General features: G+C 61.6%; 17 protein-coding genes and 1 tRNA gene. 8 read left to right on the top strand and 10 right to left on the bottom strand.

Going from position 1 to position 14,794, the window contains the following annotated elements; all coding sequences use genetic code 11:
• Positions 1 to 53: 53 nt before the first annotated feature.
• Positions 54 to 407, top strand: a complete 354-nt coding sequence (locus BLW50_RS30990) for a hypothetical protein (protein ID WP_090697336.1) — start codon at positions 54 to 56, stop codon at positions 405 to 407.
• Between the two features lie 112 nt (positions 408 to 519).
• On the opposite strand, the gene BLW50_RS03305 is transcribed toward BLW50_RS30990, so the two are convergent.
• The 5 genes from BLW50_RS03305 to BLW50_RS03285 form a co-directional block, all read right to left on the bottom strand.
• Positions 520 to 597, bottom strand: a tRNA-Trp gene (locus BLW50_RS03305).
• A 108-nt stretch (positions 598 to 705) separates the two neighbouring features.
• Positions 706 to 1,650, bottom strand: a complete 945-nt coding sequence (locus tag BLW50_RS03300; protein ID WP_090697332.1) for a fatty acid desaturase — start codon at positions 1,648 to 1,650, stop codon at positions 706 to 708.
• A 76-nt stretch (positions 1,651 to 1,726) separates the two neighbouring features.
• On the bottom strand, positions 1,727 to 2,047 hold the full coding sequence (locus tag BLW50_RS03295; protein WP_090708632.1) for a YbjQ family protein: 321 nt from the start codon (positions 2,045 to 2,047) through the stop codon (positions 1,727 to 1,729).
• 193 nt (positions 2,048 to 2,240) lie between these two features.
• The gene (gene tuf, locus BLW50_RS03290) at positions 2,241 to 3,431 is read right to left on the bottom strand and encodes an elongation factor Tu (protein WP_090697328.1); all 1,191 of its coding nucleotides are present in this window, start codon (positions 3,429 to 3,431) and stop codon (positions 2,241 to 2,243) included.
• A 160-nt stretch (positions 3,432 to 3,591) separates the two neighbouring features.
• A complete protein-coding gene (locus BLW50_RS03285; protein ID WP_170849965.1) occupies positions 3,592 to 4,704 on the bottom strand; it encodes an iron-containing alcohol dehydrogenase in 1,113 nt (370 codons plus the stop codon).
• A gap of 157 nt (positions 4,705 to 4,861) precedes the next feature.
• Here BLW50_RS03285 and BLW50_RS03280 point away from each other — a divergent pair, with 157 nt between their 5' ends.
• From BLW50_RS03280 to BLW50_RS03270, 3 genes are read left to right on the top strand one after another with little or no spacing between them, the layout of a single operon-like run.
• Complete coding sequence (locus BLW50_RS03280; protein ID WP_090697321.1) at positions 4,862 to 5,581, top strand: GntR family transcriptional regulator; 720 nt, start codon at positions 4,862 to 4,864, stop codon at positions 5,579 to 5,581.
• Positions 5,582 to 5,627: 46 nt separating this feature from the next.
• Positions 5,628 to 6,782, top strand: coding sequence for an ABC transporter substrate-binding protein (locus BLW50_RS03275; protein WP_090697319.1), 1,155 nt, complete (start codon positions 5,628 to 5,630; stop codon positions 6,780 to 6,782).
• A gap of 39 nt (positions 6,783 to 6,821) precedes the next feature.
• The gene (locus BLW50_RS03270; protein ID WP_090697316.1) at positions 6,822 to 7,943 is read left to right on the top strand and encodes a 5-methyltetrahydropteroyltriglutamate--homocysteine S-methyltransferase; all 1,122 of its coding nucleotides are present in this window, start codon (positions 6,822 to 6,824) and stop codon (positions 7,941 to 7,943) included.
• Positions 7,944 to 7,991: 48 nt separating this feature from the next.
• Here the strand turns inward: BLW50_RS03270 and BLW50_RS03265 are convergent, their stop codons facing one another.
• Positions 7,992 to 8,687 (bottom strand): SDR family NAD(P)-dependent oxidoreductase, encoded by a 696-nt coding sequence (locus BLW50_RS03265; protein ID WP_090697313.1) that lies wholly within the window; start codon positions 8,685 to 8,687, stop codon positions 7,992 to 7,994.
• 21 nt (positions 8,688 to 8,708) lie between these two features.
• Positions 8,709 to 9,683, bottom strand: coding sequence for a glutathione S-transferase family protein (locus BLW50_RS03260; RefSeq protein ID WP_090697310.1), 975 nt, complete (start codon positions 9,681 to 9,683; stop codon positions 8,709 to 8,711).
• Positions 9,684 to 9,873: 190 nt separating this feature from the next.
• Between BLW50_RS03260 and BLW50_RS03255 the strand changes: the two genes are divergently transcribed.
• Complete coding sequence (locus BLW50_RS03255; protein WP_090697308.1) at positions 9,874 to 11,400, top strand: class I adenylate-forming enzyme family protein; 1,527 nt, start codon at positions 9,874 to 9,876, stop codon at positions 11,398 to 11,400.
• Positions 11,397 to 12,242: a creatininase family protein gene (locus tag BLW50_RS03250; RefSeq protein WP_090697305.1), complete on the top strand. Its 846-nt coding sequence runs from the start codon at positions 11,397 to 11,399 to the stop codon at positions 12,240 to 12,242. Before BLW50_RS03255 ends, BLW50_RS03250 begins: the two co-directional genes overlap by 4 nt.
• Positions 12,243 to 12,255: 13 nt before the next feature.
• Here the strand turns inward: BLW50_RS03250 and BLW50_RS03245 are convergent, their stop codons facing one another.
• On the bottom strand, positions 12,256 to 12,537 hold the full coding sequence (locus BLW50_RS03245; RefSeq protein WP_139267444.1) for a hypothetical protein: 282 nt from the start codon (positions 12,535 to 12,537) through the stop codon (positions 12,256 to 12,258).
• A gap of 90 nt (positions 12,538 to 12,627) precedes the next feature.
• Here BLW50_RS03245 and BLW50_RS03240 point away from each other — a divergent pair, with 90 nt between their 5' ends.
• Entirely contained in the window at positions 12,628 to 12,813 is a 186-nt protein-coding gene (locus tag BLW50_RS03240) for a hypothetical protein (protein ID WP_090697300.1), read from the top strand.
• Between the two features lie 217 nt (positions 12,814 to 13,030).
• Complete coding sequence (locus tag BLW50_RS03235; protein ID WP_090697298.1) at positions 13,031 to 13,231, top strand: hypothetical protein; 201 nt, start codon at positions 13,031 to 13,033, stop codon at positions 13,229 to 13,231.
• A 148-nt stretch (positions 13,232 to 13,379) separates the two neighbouring features.
• Here BLW50_RS03235 and BLW50_RS03230 read toward each other — a convergent pair whose 3' ends face one another.
• Complete coding sequence (locus BLW50_RS03230) at positions 13,380 to 13,952, bottom strand: cytochrome b (RefSeq protein ID WP_090697295.1); 573 nt, start codon at positions 13,950 to 13,952, stop codon at positions 13,380 to 13,382.
• Positions 13,953 to 13,959: 7 nt separating this feature from the next.
• A complete protein-coding gene (locus BLW50_RS03225; RefSeq protein WP_090697291.1) occupies positions 13,960 to 14,523 on the bottom strand; it encodes a YceI family protein in 564 nt (187 codons plus the stop codon).
• Between the last annotated feature and the right edge of the window lie 271 nt (positions 14,524 to 14,794).

The following is a 14,794-nucleotide window of genomic DNA, read 5'->3' as shown; positions in this document are numbered from 1 at the left end:
GCGGCACGGGATCATGCTCCCAGCGTCTTAATTTGGTTCGTGAGGGCGTTGCCATGTCTCTGAACAAATTGCCGCTGATCAAATCGTCTCTGATCAAATCCGCCGCCATTGTAACCTTGGTCGCCGCTGGCGCTCTTTCCCTCACCGGCTGCGTTCCGGCAGGCCCCGGTTACGGCGGCTACAGTACTGGTTACGGCTATGGGTATTATGGCCCTTCGCCTGCGGTCTATCCGGTCTACGGTTCCGGATATGGCTATGGATATTACGGCGGCTACCGCCCGATCTATCGGCCCTACGGCGGCCGGGTCTATGGCGGTGGATGGCGAGGTGGTGGCTGGCGCGGTGGTGGCGTCGTCCGTCCGGCCATGCCGTCCCGTGGCGCTTTCGGTGGTCACCGGCACCACTAAGCGCCTCGATGCGAAGGCTCGCTCCTCGCCGGCAAATGCTGGCGAGGCCTTGGGCCAACCTACGAGACGAAAATCAGCGGAAAGCTTAACTATATCAATGGCAAGAAGCCAATGGCAGGAGTGGAGGGAATCGAACCCGCAACCTCCGGTTTTGGAGACCGGCGCTCTAACCTAGTTGAGCTACACTCCTGTGTGCCGTCAGGCGGCTTCTCTTGCCGCATTCGCCGACGGATTGCAACGGGGATCGCGGCCGCTCCAGCGCATTTTCAGCCGCGACGATCCCAAAAACCACCGTCGGCTAGCCGGAGCGCACCACCCGCGCGAACAAAGTGTAGCGCGGGTCGAACAGGAAATCGATGAAAAGCCGGGTCCAAGAGGTGTGGACAGCCAGGTTGTCGTAAAATTCCGGCGCCATGGCCCGCAATTGCGGCAACCGATTCCACGGCACGCGGGGAAAATCGTGGTGCTCGTTGTGGTAGCCGATATTCAAAGCGACTTTGTTGATCGGCCCGTAATAGCTCGACGTGTCCTGATTCGGATCGAGCGTGTAGTGCTCGGAAATCCAGCGCGCACCCAGAGGGTGAAGGCCGGTCGAAAACCAGAAACAGGCGAACAGATAGACCACACCATTCAGGCCAAAAAAATACCAGATCGACAGCGCGTAGGCAGCGGCGGCCACATAGCTGGCGATAGACCAGGCGCTGAACAGATTGACCGGCGGCACCCGGTGCACCCGTGAAATCTGCAGGAACGGGAAGCAGAACAGCCAGATCGCCTTGCGCCACCAGACGTCGCGCACCAGCCGCGCCTCCCACTCGTTCGGCAGATCGGGATCGCCGTCATAGTGGCTGCGGCCGGAATGATGGAGCTTATGATAGCCGCGAAAGCCCATGGCGCCTGGCACCACATTGGGCAGATCGGCGACGATCAGCACGATCCGGTTGAGGAAACGGCTGCGAAAGACTGTTTCGTGGGTCGCGTCGTGGATCACCACGTAGAGCGCATGATTGGCGAACACGCCGATCACCAGCGCCACCAACACAGCCAGCCACCAATAGGATAGGCCCAACGTGCCCAGGTAACAGGCGATAACCGTCTGCGCCGCGACGATCCCTAAGGTAATCGCCGCCGTCCAGGGATTGCGGCCGAACAGACTGCGCACCTCGGGATGTGCTGCAAGAATGGCGCGCGCCCGCGTCTTGTGCGGATCCTGTCCCGGCATGCGAAAAAAATCAGTCTGCATCGGTCCTACGATCGAATGACGTGTGCATTGCACAAGTGGCATCTCTACCCCAGTCCCCCCAGGGTCACAACCACGCTCAGGCCGGTTCCACCCGCACCGCCGTGCCATAGGCCAGCACTTCGGTGATTCCATCCATGATCTCATTGGCATCGTAGCGCATGCCGATGATGGCATTGGCGCCGCCCTGGGTCGCATGCTCAACCATATGGTCGAAAGCCTCCTGCCGGGCGGTTTCGGCCAAATTCACATAGACCGACAGTTTGCCGCCGAAGAGCGACTGCACGCCACCGACGAAATTGCCGACGACAGAGCGCGACCGCACGGTGATGCCACGCACGACACCCAGATGCTGGACAACCTTGTAACCGGAAATGTCATTGGTAGTCGAAACGATCATCACAAGCTCCTGCCCGTCAGCCACTATAGCGTTCCGCCGCTTGACTGTGTCAAACGCCCCAAAGACGCCTCAAAATGAAGACCCCTTGCCGCCGCCCCATTCAACGCCAAAACAAACAAAAAGGGGAGCCGAAGGCCCCCCTTTTAATCCGCGATATGCGGCATTCTTGCGTCGAATTTATTCGACGATGCAGTTACTCAACGATGCTGGCGACGACGCCGGCGCCAACGGTGCGGCCGCCTTCACGGATGGCGAAGCGCAGCTTCTCTTCCATCGCGATCGGAACGATCAGCGCCACGTCCATCGTCACGTTATCGCCCGGCATCACCATTTCCGTGCCTTCCGGCAGGGTCACGATGCCCGTCACGTCCGTCGTGCGGAAGTAGAACTGCGGACGGTAGTTCGTGAAGAACGGCGTATGGCGACCACCTTCATCCTTCGTCAGGATGTAGGCTTCGGCCTTGAACTTCGTGTGCGGCTTCACCGAACCCGGCTTGCACAGCACCTGGCCGCGCTCGACGTCTTCGCGCTTCGTGCCGCGCAGCAGGCAGCCGACGTTGTCGCCAGCCTGCCCCGAGTCGAGCAGCTTGCGGAACATTTCGACGCCCGTCACGATCGTCTTCACGGTGTCCTTCAGGCCGACGATTTCGACTTCTTCGCCAACCTTCACGATCCCGCGCTCGACGCGACCGGTCACCACCGTGCCACGACCCGAGATCGAGAACACGTCTTCAACCGGCATCAGGAACGGCTGGTCGATCGGACGCTCCGGCTGCGGAATGTAGTCGTCAACCGTCTGCATCAGCGCCAGAACGGCGTCATGGCCGATTTCCGGGTTGGTGTTGTCCAGCGCGCATTTCGCCGACCCCTTGGTGATCGGAATGTCGTCGCCCGGGAAGTCGTACTTCGACAGCAGTTCGCGCACTTCCATCTCGACCAGGTCGATCAGTTCCGGATCATCAACAAGGTCGACCTTGTTCATGAACACGACCAGCGCGGGAACGCCGACCTGGCGCGCCAGCAGGATGTGCTCGCGGGTCTGCGGCATCGGGCCGTCGGAGGCCGACACGACCAGGATCGCGCCGTCCATCTGCGCCGCGCCCGTGATCATGTTCTTCACATAGTCGGCGTGGCCCGGGCAATCGACGTGGGCGTAGTGGCGGTTCTTCGTCTCGTATTCGACATGCGCCGTCGAGATCGTGATGCCACGCGCCTTTTCTTCCGGCGCCTTGTCGATCTGATCATACGCCGTGAACTTCGCTCCGCCGCTCTCGGCCAGAACCTTCGTGATCGCTGCCGTCAACGACGTCTTGCCATGGTCAACGTGACCAATCGTGCCGATGTTACAATGCGGCTTGTTCCGTTCAAATTTTTCCTTCGCCATGGTACTTTCCGGTGTTCCCAAAAGTTAAAATCCGCCATGGCACGAGCGCGGCGGAAAGGCGGCGGTTCGATAGGCAGTTTTCGCGCGGATCGCAAGGAAAATGATATTTCCGCCTCACCCGTACCACCGAGAAACGGGCAATCCACACGATCTGCGACATTTACGTGACCGAACCGATCATCGCCCGATAATCATCAAGCGTCGGTTTGCGGGCCGCAGTTCGGTTAAAATGGGTATCCAGAGCCGCTTGGGCAACCTCTTTCATGTCACGCACGGTGTAGCCGGCCGCGCTCAAGGTCAGCGGCAGGCCAATATCTTGTGACAGAGCGATAACACCCGCCTTCAGGGAGACCCCATCGGCCAGCCCCATGGCGATGGCCATGCGCCGGGCCCGCTCCGGCGCATGAGTCGCCACAAAATCGAGGCTGGCGACGACGCCGATATTGCTGAGAATTCCGTGATTGACGTCCTGATCGCCGCAGGCAATGGCGATCGCATGGGCCGGCCCGAGCCCCTTGTGGATAGCGACGCCCCCCATGAAAGCCGCCGCCATGATCTGCAGCCGGGCTTCGGGATCCCGTCCATTTTCAACCGCCCGGCGCAGATAGCCGCTGACGCGACGAATCCCGTCGTAAGCCATGGCCTCAGCTATGGGGTTTTCGGGCGCCGCGAACAGCGCCTCAATGCAGTGAGAGAGCGCATCCATGCCCGTCGCCGCGGTGAGGCGTCGTGGCAGGGTGTAGGTGAGTTCCGGATCGCAGATCGCCACCTTCGGCACCAGCAAGAGCGAGGCGACCCCGAGACCGCGTTCGCTCGCGGTCGGATGGATGCTGGACGCGGGCGACGCCTCGCTGCCCGTGCCCGCCGTGGTCGGCAGAACGATCAGTGGCGCAACGGCTTTCACCTTGTCGGCAGCGCCCAGATAATCCTCCGGCACACCACCTTGAACCGCCAGAAGCGCCAGCATTTTACCGCTATCGATCACCGACCCGCCGCCAATGGCGACGACGCCATCGCATCGGTTGTCGCGATAGGCGGCGAGCGCCGCGAGAACACCGGCCGACGTGGGATTTTCCGGGATGGCATCGAACACCGCATAGCCGCTCTTGCCCTTCAGCACGGCCTCGACATGGCCAAGCACGCCGCAGGCAGCGAGATTACGGTCACTGACCAAGAGCGGCCGGCTCACGCCAAGTTCGATCAAAGCCTGCGGCAAGGCCTGCACGGCGCCGACGCTAAGGAAAAGGCGGGGCAGCGATAAGACTGGGGTCACGACATCCTCCCGATTTGTCTTGCGTGATAGCCCTCCCGCCAAGCTTCGTCCATCCGCCCGTCCACAGGCCATGCGCCCTATTCGGACCCCGTTTGACAAAATGGGATCCCATTGCCTAGGGTCGCGTCAACAAAGGGCGGGGCCTGGAGGGAGCGCTATGACGCAGCAGTCCCAAGCAGTGATGAAAATCCGTGAGATGATCCTCCAGGGCCAGCTCGCACCGGGCGAGCGCCTGGCTGAGGCCGGCGTCGCCGACATGCTCGGCCTGTCCCGCACACCTGTTCGCCAAGCCCTGCCGGTTCTCGCCGAAGAAGGCCTGCTCGTTCCTGCCGGCGCACGCGGCTATTCGGTGCGCGCCTTCACCACTTTGGAAATTCTCGAAGCCGTCGAAGTGCGCGGCGCGCTCGAAGGCCTGGCGGCGCGCATCGTGGCCGAGCGCGGCGCTTCCCGCGCGCTGATGCGCACCCTGCGCGACAGCCTGGCCGAGGGCGACGAGATTTTCGCCAAGCGTCATCTGATCGAAGCGGATGAAGCGACCTACAGCCGCGTCAATCTCAAATTCCATCGCTGCATCACCGACGCCGCCGAACATAGCTTCGCGCGCGACACGCTGGAACGCATCGATCGCATCCCCTTCGCCTCCCCGGCGGCAATAGCCTTCGACCGACACGGCCTGCCGGAAATGTTCGACGCGCTCTGGCATGCGCATCGCCAGCATCACGCCATCGTCGATGCCATCGACGCTGGCGAAGGCAGCCGCGCCGAAGCGTTGTTCCGCGAACATATCTATTCGCAGAAACGCAGCATGCGGCTGACGCGCAGCCAAACGACGCGCAGCGCCGACCTTTCACCGCGCCATCAGCCCGAAGAAGACTGATCGGCGCACACTCTCCACAACAATACCCCTGACCAAGACGAGGACTATGATGAAACAGATGATCGCCCCTGTGCTGGCAGCCGCCAGCCTCATTGCCGCAGGTGCAACGGCGCAAGCACAAGACGTGGTGAAGGTTGGCTTGATCGCGCCAATGACCGGCCCGCAGGCCGCCGCAGGCCGGCAGATGGTTGCCGGCGCCAAACTCTACATGGCGCTCCATGGCGACACGGTCGCTGGCAAAAAGATCGAACTTCTGGTGCGCGACGATACCGGCGTGGCCGATGTCACTCGCCGCCTCGCCCAGGAACTGATCGTCAACGACAAGGCCGCCGTCATCAGCGGCTTCGGCCTGACGCCGCTGGCGATCGCCGTTGGCCCGCTCATCACCCAGGCCAAGGTTCCAGCTGTCATCATGGTGGCAGGCACCGCCTCCATTGTCGCCGCCTCGCCCTATTTCGTGCGCGTCAGCTTTACTCTGCCGCAACAGACTGCACCCGGCGCCGAATGGGCCGCCGCCAATGGCATCAAGACCGTCGTATCGATGGTCTCCGACTACGGCCCCGGGCTCGACGCGCAGAACGCCTTCAAGGCGAAGTTCGAGGAGAAGGGCGGCAAGGTGCTCGAGCAATTGCGCGCTCCACTCGTCAATCCGGATTTCGCGCCCTTCCTGCAACGCGCCAGGGATCTGAAACCTGATGCACTGATGCTCTTCGTACCGGCGCCCGTGGCGGGCTCGGTGATGCGCCAGGTGCTCGATCGCGGTTTGCCGGAAGCTGGCATCAAGGTCATCGGCCCGGGCGATGCCTTCGATGACGAACAGCTGAATGCTATGGGCGACGGCGTACTCGGCTCCGTCACCTCCTACAATTATTCGGCCGCCCATGACTCAGCCGAAAACAAGAAGTTTGTCACGGAATATCGCAAGGCCAACAATGACGCGCGCCCGAATGTCATCGCCGTCGGCGGCTATGACGGCCTGCATGCGGTCTATGCGGCTCTGACCAAGACCAGTGGCGACAGCGCAGGCCCGAAACTCATCGAAGCCTTCAAGGGCCTGTCATGGGAAAGCCCGCGCGGTCCGCTGACCATCGATGCGCAGACCCGCGAGCCGGTACAGAACATTTATATCCGCCGCGTCGAACGTAAGGATGGCGAACTTTATCACGCGGAATTCGCCACCTATCCGAACCAGAAGCCGTGATGCTTCACGCCAAACATTCTCTCACAGGGAAGAACTGATATGTCTCAAGGACCATTCCGCGCTGATCACGTCGGCAGCCTGCTGCGGCCGCCGGCGGTGAAGGAAGCCCGCGCCAAGAAGGCGCGTGGCGAGATCGACGCCCATGCGCTGCGCGCGGTCGAAGACGACGCCATTCGCGATGTGGTGAAACTACAGGAAGCCGCCGGCATGCACGCCATCACCGACGGAGAAATCCGCCGCGCCATCTGGCACGTCGATTTCCTCACCGGTTTCGACGGCATCGAGGCGACCAAGAGCGACTACGCTGTCAGCTTCAAGGGTACCGCGGGCGAAACCGAGAGCACGAGCTCGATGATCGCCGTCACCGGCAAGGTCGGTCGTTCAAAGCCGATCATGGTCGATCACTTCAAATTCCTGAAGTCGGTGACGACCAAGACGCCGAAGTTCTGCATCCCCTCGCCGACCTATATGCATATGCGCGGCGGCAAAAAGGTGATCGCCGATGCGGCCTATCCCAATCAAGATGAGTTCTGGGCCGATATGACCAAAGCCTATCGCGCCGAAGTCGCCGATCTCGTCGCCGCCGGCTGTACCTATCTACAGCTCGACGACGTCTCCTTCGCCACCATGTGCGACGCTGGCGTGCGCAAGCAGATGGTGTCCGATGGGCTCGACCCCGACAAACTGCCGGAAACCTACGCCCGCATCATCAATGGCCTGATCGCTGGCCGCGACGACAAGCTGACGGTGACGCTGCACACCTGCCGCGGCAATCACAACAGCATGTGGATGGCGGAAGGCGGCTATGATTCTGTCGCCGACGCGCTGTTCAACGTCACCGAAGTCGATGGCTTCTTCCTTGAATATGACACCGAGCGCGCCGGCGGCTTCGCACCCCTGCGCTTCTTCCCCAAGGGCAAGAAGAAACTCGTGCTCGGCCTGATCAGCTCGAAGGAAGCAGCGCTCGAGTCGAAGGACGTGCTGAAGAAGCGGATCGAGGAAGCCTCGAAATATATCGCGCTCGACCAGCTGTGCCTGAGCCCGCAATGCGGCTTCGCCTCCAGCGCGCCCGGCAATCGCCTTACCGAAGAGATCGAGAAGAAGAAGCTCGAACTCGTTGCCGAAGTGGCGCAGGACGTGTGGGGCACCACCGCCCACTAATCGAATACGGTGGCGGCGCGACACGTGCCGCCACCCGCTTTCTGAGCGTTAGAATTTCTCGACCCACGGCCGCAACTCAATCTCCCAAGTCCAGGCATTGCGCGGCTGGCGAATGATCTGCAGATAGGATTGCGCGATCGCATCGGGATCAAGCAGCGCATCGGGCGCCTCCGAAGGCGGCGTGCGACCGTCCCGCGCAATACCGCCATCGATAACGAAATGCGCCACGTGAATGCCCTTGGGCGCCAGTTCCCGCGCCATGCTCTGGGCCAATCCGCGCAAAGCGAATTTGCCCATGGCGAATGCCGCCGACTGGGGAAAGCCCTTCACGCTGGCCGAAGCGCCAGTGAACAGGATCGAGCCCTGCCCTTTTGCCAACATGCGCCGCGCCGCCTGCTGCGCCACCAGAAAGCCGCCAAAAGCCGAGACCTCGATCGCCTGGCGCACCTCTTCCGGCACGAGTTCAGCGATTGTGCCCCGCGCCCGCGCGCTGGCATTGTAAACAACCACGTCGGGCGGCCCGAGCGTCGCATCGACCTCGTCGAACAGTTTGGCCACCGCCGCTGGATCGGTCGCATCGCAACTCCAGGCGCGCGCGCCCGCTTCCGCTGAAAGCGCCGACAATTTGTAGGCATTGCGCGCCGCAAGACCGACAGCCCACCCCTCGCGCGCCAATAGCCGTGCCAGCGAGGCGCTGAGCCCGCTTCCCGCCCCAACGATAAGAGCCGATTTCCGCTCCGCCATATGAACGATCCTTCAATAAGATCAGCCCGGCAACCGGGCCCGATCGTGAGGCGCCGCGTAATCCACCGGCGTTCCCTTCGGGATAATGCCGGTCGGATTAAGCCGCGTGATGGAATAGTAATTGGCGATATAGTGACGAGGCTTCACGGTCGCCATAACGCCTGGATATTGGCAAAGCTCGCGCATGTAATTCGACAGATTGCGATAGTCGGCGATGCGCTGGCGGTTGCACTTGAACAGCGGGAAGTAAGCAACGTCGAAGCGCACCAAGGTCGGCAACAGCCGCCAGTCCGCCTCGGTGATCTCCGTGCCGCAGAGATAGCGCTGCTTGTCCAACAGCTCTTCCAACTCGTCGAGCACACGGAACACATCGTCGAAGGCTTGTTCGTAGGCCTGCTGTGATTGAGCGAAACCGCAGCGATAAACGCCGTTGTTGACGTTAGCATAGACCTTCGCGTTCATCGCATCGATCGCGTCGCGCAGATGCACCGGATAGAAATCCTTGTCATTGCCGGCAGTGCCACGGAACTCCGTATTGAACATGCGGATGATTTCCGAGGATTCATTGTTGACGATTTGCCCCGTCGTTTTGTCCCACAGGGTCGGCACCGTCACCTTGCCGGTATAGCTAGGCTTCGCCGCCGTATAGGCCTGATGCAGATAGGTGAAGCCGTTCACCTCATCGCCATTGCACTCCGGCCAGCGCTGCGGGCGACCGAAGGTCCAGCCATAGGTGCGCTCGTCGGGCAGCCCCCAGCTGACGCTGATCGCCTCCTCAAGCCCCTTGGCGGCACGATAAAGCAAAGTACGATGCGCCCACGGGCAGCCATAGGTCACGTAGAGATGATAGCGCCCAGCCTCGGCCGGGAAAGCAGAACTGCCATCAGCGCTGATCCGGTCGCGGAAGGCGCTGTCCGCCCGCAGGAATTCACCGGACTTACCGGTCTCCTGCGCCAATCGTTCGCCCGTCCATACGCCGTTGATCAAAATGCCCATGACAGTGACCTTGGTTCCTCGTCCTTGCTTGTCCCTGTTGTCGCAAATCCACCGGAGAACGCCAACAAAAACTGTCTAGCTAGTGCTTAATAGTGCCTATAGGCGCCACGATATGGCGAAAAGCCCCGGTTTTCGGTTGAGGTAAGAACGCGCGCCATTTTGCGCTGGCTTAACTTGGGTCGAATTCCACATGCTGATGCATCGACTTGTGAGCGACACCGCTCAACGCACTCCCGACAAATTGGCCCTGCGCTGGGTCGATCGCGACAAATCCCTTACCTATGCGCAGGCCGTCACGCAGATGGAGCGTATGGCCGGCCTCTTGCACGATTGCGGCGTGCGCAAGGGCGACCGGGTCGGCGTCTTCGCCCATAACGGCATGGACTATCTCCTCGCCATGCTTGGCGCCTGGCGTATCGGCGCGATCGCGGCGCTGGTGAATGTCAAATTCGCCGACGATCTCGAATATTATTGGGCCGATCACGAACCGAAGGTGGTGATCTACACCCATGACCTGCATGACGTGGTGCTGCGCGCCCAGCGCGCCGTGCCCGCCGTCAAAACGCTGATCTGCATGGATGGTCCGCAGGCCGGCGCCCTGTCGCTACCTGAGCTGATGGCCGCCGGCTTCGCACCACCGCCGGATCCAGGCGACGAGAGCGCCATCGCTCATCTTTCCTACACCTCCGGCACCACCGGTAAGCCGAAGGGCGCCTGCCTTTGCCATGAGCCAACGATCCGCGCCTCCCGCTGCATCGCCGAGCGCCTACAAATCCGCGCCCATGATGTTTCCTTTGGGCCGACGGCGCTCTCCAGCTCTTACCAGCTTGTCGGCAACCTGCTGCCGCCGCTGTCGGCTGGTGCCAGCATCCACGTGATGGGCAAATGGACACCGGCAACAGGCTGGGATGCCGTCGATGCTGCCGCTGCCACCGTGCTCGTCGGCAATCCAACCTTGCTCGACGAAGTGCTGCGTGAATCGGAAAAGCGCAGACGCTCGCCCGGCAAGCTGCGCATGGCTCTGACCGGCGGCGGCCCGCTGCCGCCGACTCTGAAGGCAGCCTGGCGCGACAAGCTCGGCCTGCCGATCGTCGAAAGCTATGGCCAAAGCGAGCTCGGCGGCTTCGTGGCGCTGGGCTATCCCGAACTCGTGCCCGATGGCGCCGATCTCGTGCGCATCGGCCCGCCCCTGCCCGACAAGGAAGTGCGCATCTTCGGCCCCGACGACAAGCCGGCGCAGCCTGGCGAAATCGGCGATATCGCCCTGACTGGCGGCTTCATGAAAGGGTATTGGGGCAACCCGGAAAAAACCGCCGAAGCGACCCGTGGCGGCTGGCTGCGCACCGGCGACCTCGGCGTCATCGACACAGAGGGTTACATCACCCTGCGCAGCCGCCGCGCCGAACTCATCACCGTCGATGGCATCGCCTGGTATCCGCGAGATGTCGAGGAAGCTCTGTGCGAACAAGCCGGCGTGCGCCAGGCCGCGCTCATCGGCCTCCCCAATGGCAGTGGCCAATTGCCAACCGCCTTCGTGACAGTGACCGACGACGCCTCGACCGATGGTAAGAGCCTCAAGGCCGCGATCGCCGGCCGCGTCGACTACGATCTGTCGCCGCTTGAGATTCGCATCGTCGACGAATTGCCGATGACGCCGACCGGCAAGATTTCCAAGGCCGATCTTCAGGCGCTTGTCGCGGCGGGAGCCATGGCATGAACCAGCCGCTCAGGCAGAAACTGCCGTCGCATTGGTGGTGGGATCTTTCCACGCGCGATTTCGCCAGCCTCGATATGACCCGCATCGTCGCCGTGCTCCCGGTCGGCGCCGTCGAACAGCATGGCCCACACCTACCGGTGCGGGTCGATGCCGCCATCATCAATGCCGTGGTGGAACGCACAGTCACCAAGATGAGCGAGACGACGCCGGTGCTGCTTCTGCCGGCATTGAACGTCGGCCTATCGCAAGAACATACCGCCTTTCCGGGCACCCTCACCTTCACTCGGGAAACACTCGCCAATATGTGGCTGGAAATCGGCGCTTCGGTCCACCGCGCCGGCATCGAGCGCCTGCTGATCGTCAACGCCCATGGTGGCCAGCCGCAACTGGTTGAAATGGTTTGCCGCGAACTGCGCATCCGCCATGGCATGCTGGCGGTCGGCACCATGTGGGGCCGGATCACGCAAGAGAACGATCTCTTCGATAAACACGAACGCACCCACGGCATTCATGGTGGCGAAATCGAAACCAGCGTCATGCTCGCCATCCATCCCGGTCTGGTACGGATGGAATATGCGAAAAACTTCGTGCCTCTCTCCGTCGAACTGGAAAAGGCCGGTGGCCTGCTGACGCCGGAAGGCGCGGTCGGCTTTGGCTGGCAAGCGCAGGATCTCTGCACGGAAGGCGCCTGTGGCGATGCCACGGCAGCGGATGCACTGCGCGGCGAAATCCTGATGGACCGCGCGTCCGATGCGCTACTCAAACTATGTGAGGAGGTCGCAGGCTTTCCCATGGAACGCCTGCGCAAAGCGCCGGCCTATGCGGCGCCCGTCCGAAGCTGAAGAGTGAAGCGGATCAGGGGCAGCTATAGCCCGCCGGATCAGGCAAGCAACGCGCGCCTGTCTTCAGGACCAGCGCGCCGCTCCGGTCGCGATTCACCCGATCGCCATTCGGCAGGGTGAAACCGCCGCTGGCATCGGGCGTCACACGCGCACCGTCAGGCAGCACGAGCTGCCCGCCATCGCGCTGAATCCGCTTGGCCTGACCTTGGATTGGCGCAGACGCGGGTGGGGGGGACGACGCGCACCCAGTGAGCGTGAGCGCGATGATGCTGACGGCGATCGAGAGCTTTATCATACCCCCATTCTGCCGCATCGGTGCGAAGGCGCAAGTGCCTTCGACAACATTCCACTGGCATCCGGTCATTTTTCGACAGTTCCCGATCCTATGACCTTCGGCACTATGCAACCGCCACCGATAAAGGGACTTCAGAAGCGGGGATTGCGCATGAGAGTGGCGCAAATGCATTTTTCAGCCGAAACGGATTTCGCGATCTACCTGTTTTCCTTCCTGTTCATCGGCGGGGCAACTGCGGTTGCCGTCCTTATTGCCTATCACAGCGTTCAAAAGTGAGCTGTTGTCCGGCTAAAGGCCAAAACAGATCTAATGTATTGAAAATATGAGAGTGGGCTGACCGAGCCGCTCTCAGGCCAAGACCGTGATGCGCCACTGGAACGTGTCGCCTCTCACGCAGGCCTGGCGCCCACCAGAAAAGAGCCGCCCATGAGCGCGCCGAATCTGGGAAGCTTGTGTTGCACTTCAATGCCAACAACCATCGGGGGCCTGTCTAATGCCTTACGATGCCGAACCGGAAGCCAACACCAAAAGAGAAGAAATCGCCTTCAAGCTCATGGGCTATCTGATCGGAGCCGACGACAACGAAGTCGATAGCGTTTTAAAACTATATGCGCGCTGCGCCCGCGTCGTCGAAGATCCAAACGCCTCAAGGGAAGAAGCCGTGATATGGCACGGCCAAACGCCATCTCACTAACCACGACAGCCGAATGAATGGATGACCGATCGGCAGCCTTTTGCTCAAGGGCAAAGGGCTGATTGCGTGCCAGACCGGATCGAGAAAACTTTCCCCTCTTGCGCAAGGCCGACAATGTTCGGCGGCTGATTGCCGGCGACGTCACGGCTCAGCCTGCCCCGCCGGGGCCCCCGAAGGGCAGGATACGCTTGAGTATATCGTTGCCATCAATGAAGTGATGCTTGAGTGCGGCTATTACATGCAGGATGATCGCTGTCATCAGCAGCTGGCTGAGAAGCTCATGGGCCGTCTTGCTCCACGTAAACAGGGCCGCATTCGGCCGAACGAGGTTAGGCACGGTGACGAGGCCGAAAACCCGGCTCGGGACCGGCAGCGGCGCGGCGGAGACCATCAGCCAGCCCGACAGGAGCATGGCAAAAACCAAGGCGTAGAGCGTGCCATGGCCGATAAGGCTGGCACGACGCTCCCAGGCCGGGATGCTCTCAGGCAAGACCGGACCCGGATCGCAAAGCAACCAGAGGCCGCGCAGTAGCGTCAGCGCCAGCAGGCAGAAACCGATCGACTTGTGCAATTGGTAGGCATCGAAGCGCGCCGCCGAACCGGCGATCCAGTGCGTCATGTCGTAGCCGAGATAGAGCATGGCGAGAATCAGCGCGGCGCCGAGCCAATGCTGGCCCTTCGGCAGCGCCCCCCATTGCCCGGTGGTGTTGCGCCACTGCATGCTGCTGTTAATCCTGCCTGGCTTCGGTGACGACGGTGATGTGGACCGTGTCGCTGATAATTGGCACGCCCGAATTCATGCCGTAGGCGGAGCGGCTCAGGCTGCCGGTCGCGCTGAACCCGACCCTTTCTCCGCCCTTGCGCTGATCGACCTCGACATTGATGTTGATCGGCCGAGTGACACCAAGCAGGGTCAGGTTGCCGGTGACATGGACGAGACGGGGACCGAGTTTCTCGACATGGGTGGAGGCGAAGCTGATGGCCGGATAGCGCGCTGCATTGAAGAAGACCTCGCTACGCAAGTAATCGTTCATGGCGTTTGAACCAACCTCGACCGACGCGGCCTGGACGGTGAAATCGACCCGACTGCGCTCGGGATGTTCGAAATCAAGCGAAATCCGGCCCGAAAAGGCATTAAAGGTGCCTTGTGTGCGTGGCCAAGCTGTTGAATCGATCACAAAACCGATGGTGGTGCGGGCGGGATCGATGCTCCAACGACTTGCCGCCAACGCCGGTACCGACAGGGCCAAGGCAATGCCCCCGGCCAGCAGCCTCCGGGGCGAGAGAACCATGATGCGCCGTCTTCCTGTGCCCCCCGAGCGAGCGCAGGCTCGGCGACATGGCTCGCGAAAGCAAGAAATAGATGCGTGAGCGCTGTCACTCTTTCGCGACCGCACCCGCCTATGGCCAGTAGCGGACACACACTCCGATGTCGGCCGAGTTCGCCAGACCGCGCGGAGATGTCAGACCGCTCAGAGATTCGGAAGGCCGTGCCGCCCTGGCGCAAAACATCTTACGTCCGGCCCCAGCCGCCAGACGATAAAATCATTTAAAATTATGGAG

This window comes from Beijerinckia sp. 28-YEA-48 (assembly GCF_900104955.1).
Classification (GTDB): Bacteria; Pseudomonadota; Alphaproteobacteria; order Rhizobiales; family Beijerinckiaceae; genus Terripilifer.
Note: the sequence above shows the minus strand (reverse complement) of the source record. Positions and strands in the feature narration are given on the sequence as shown.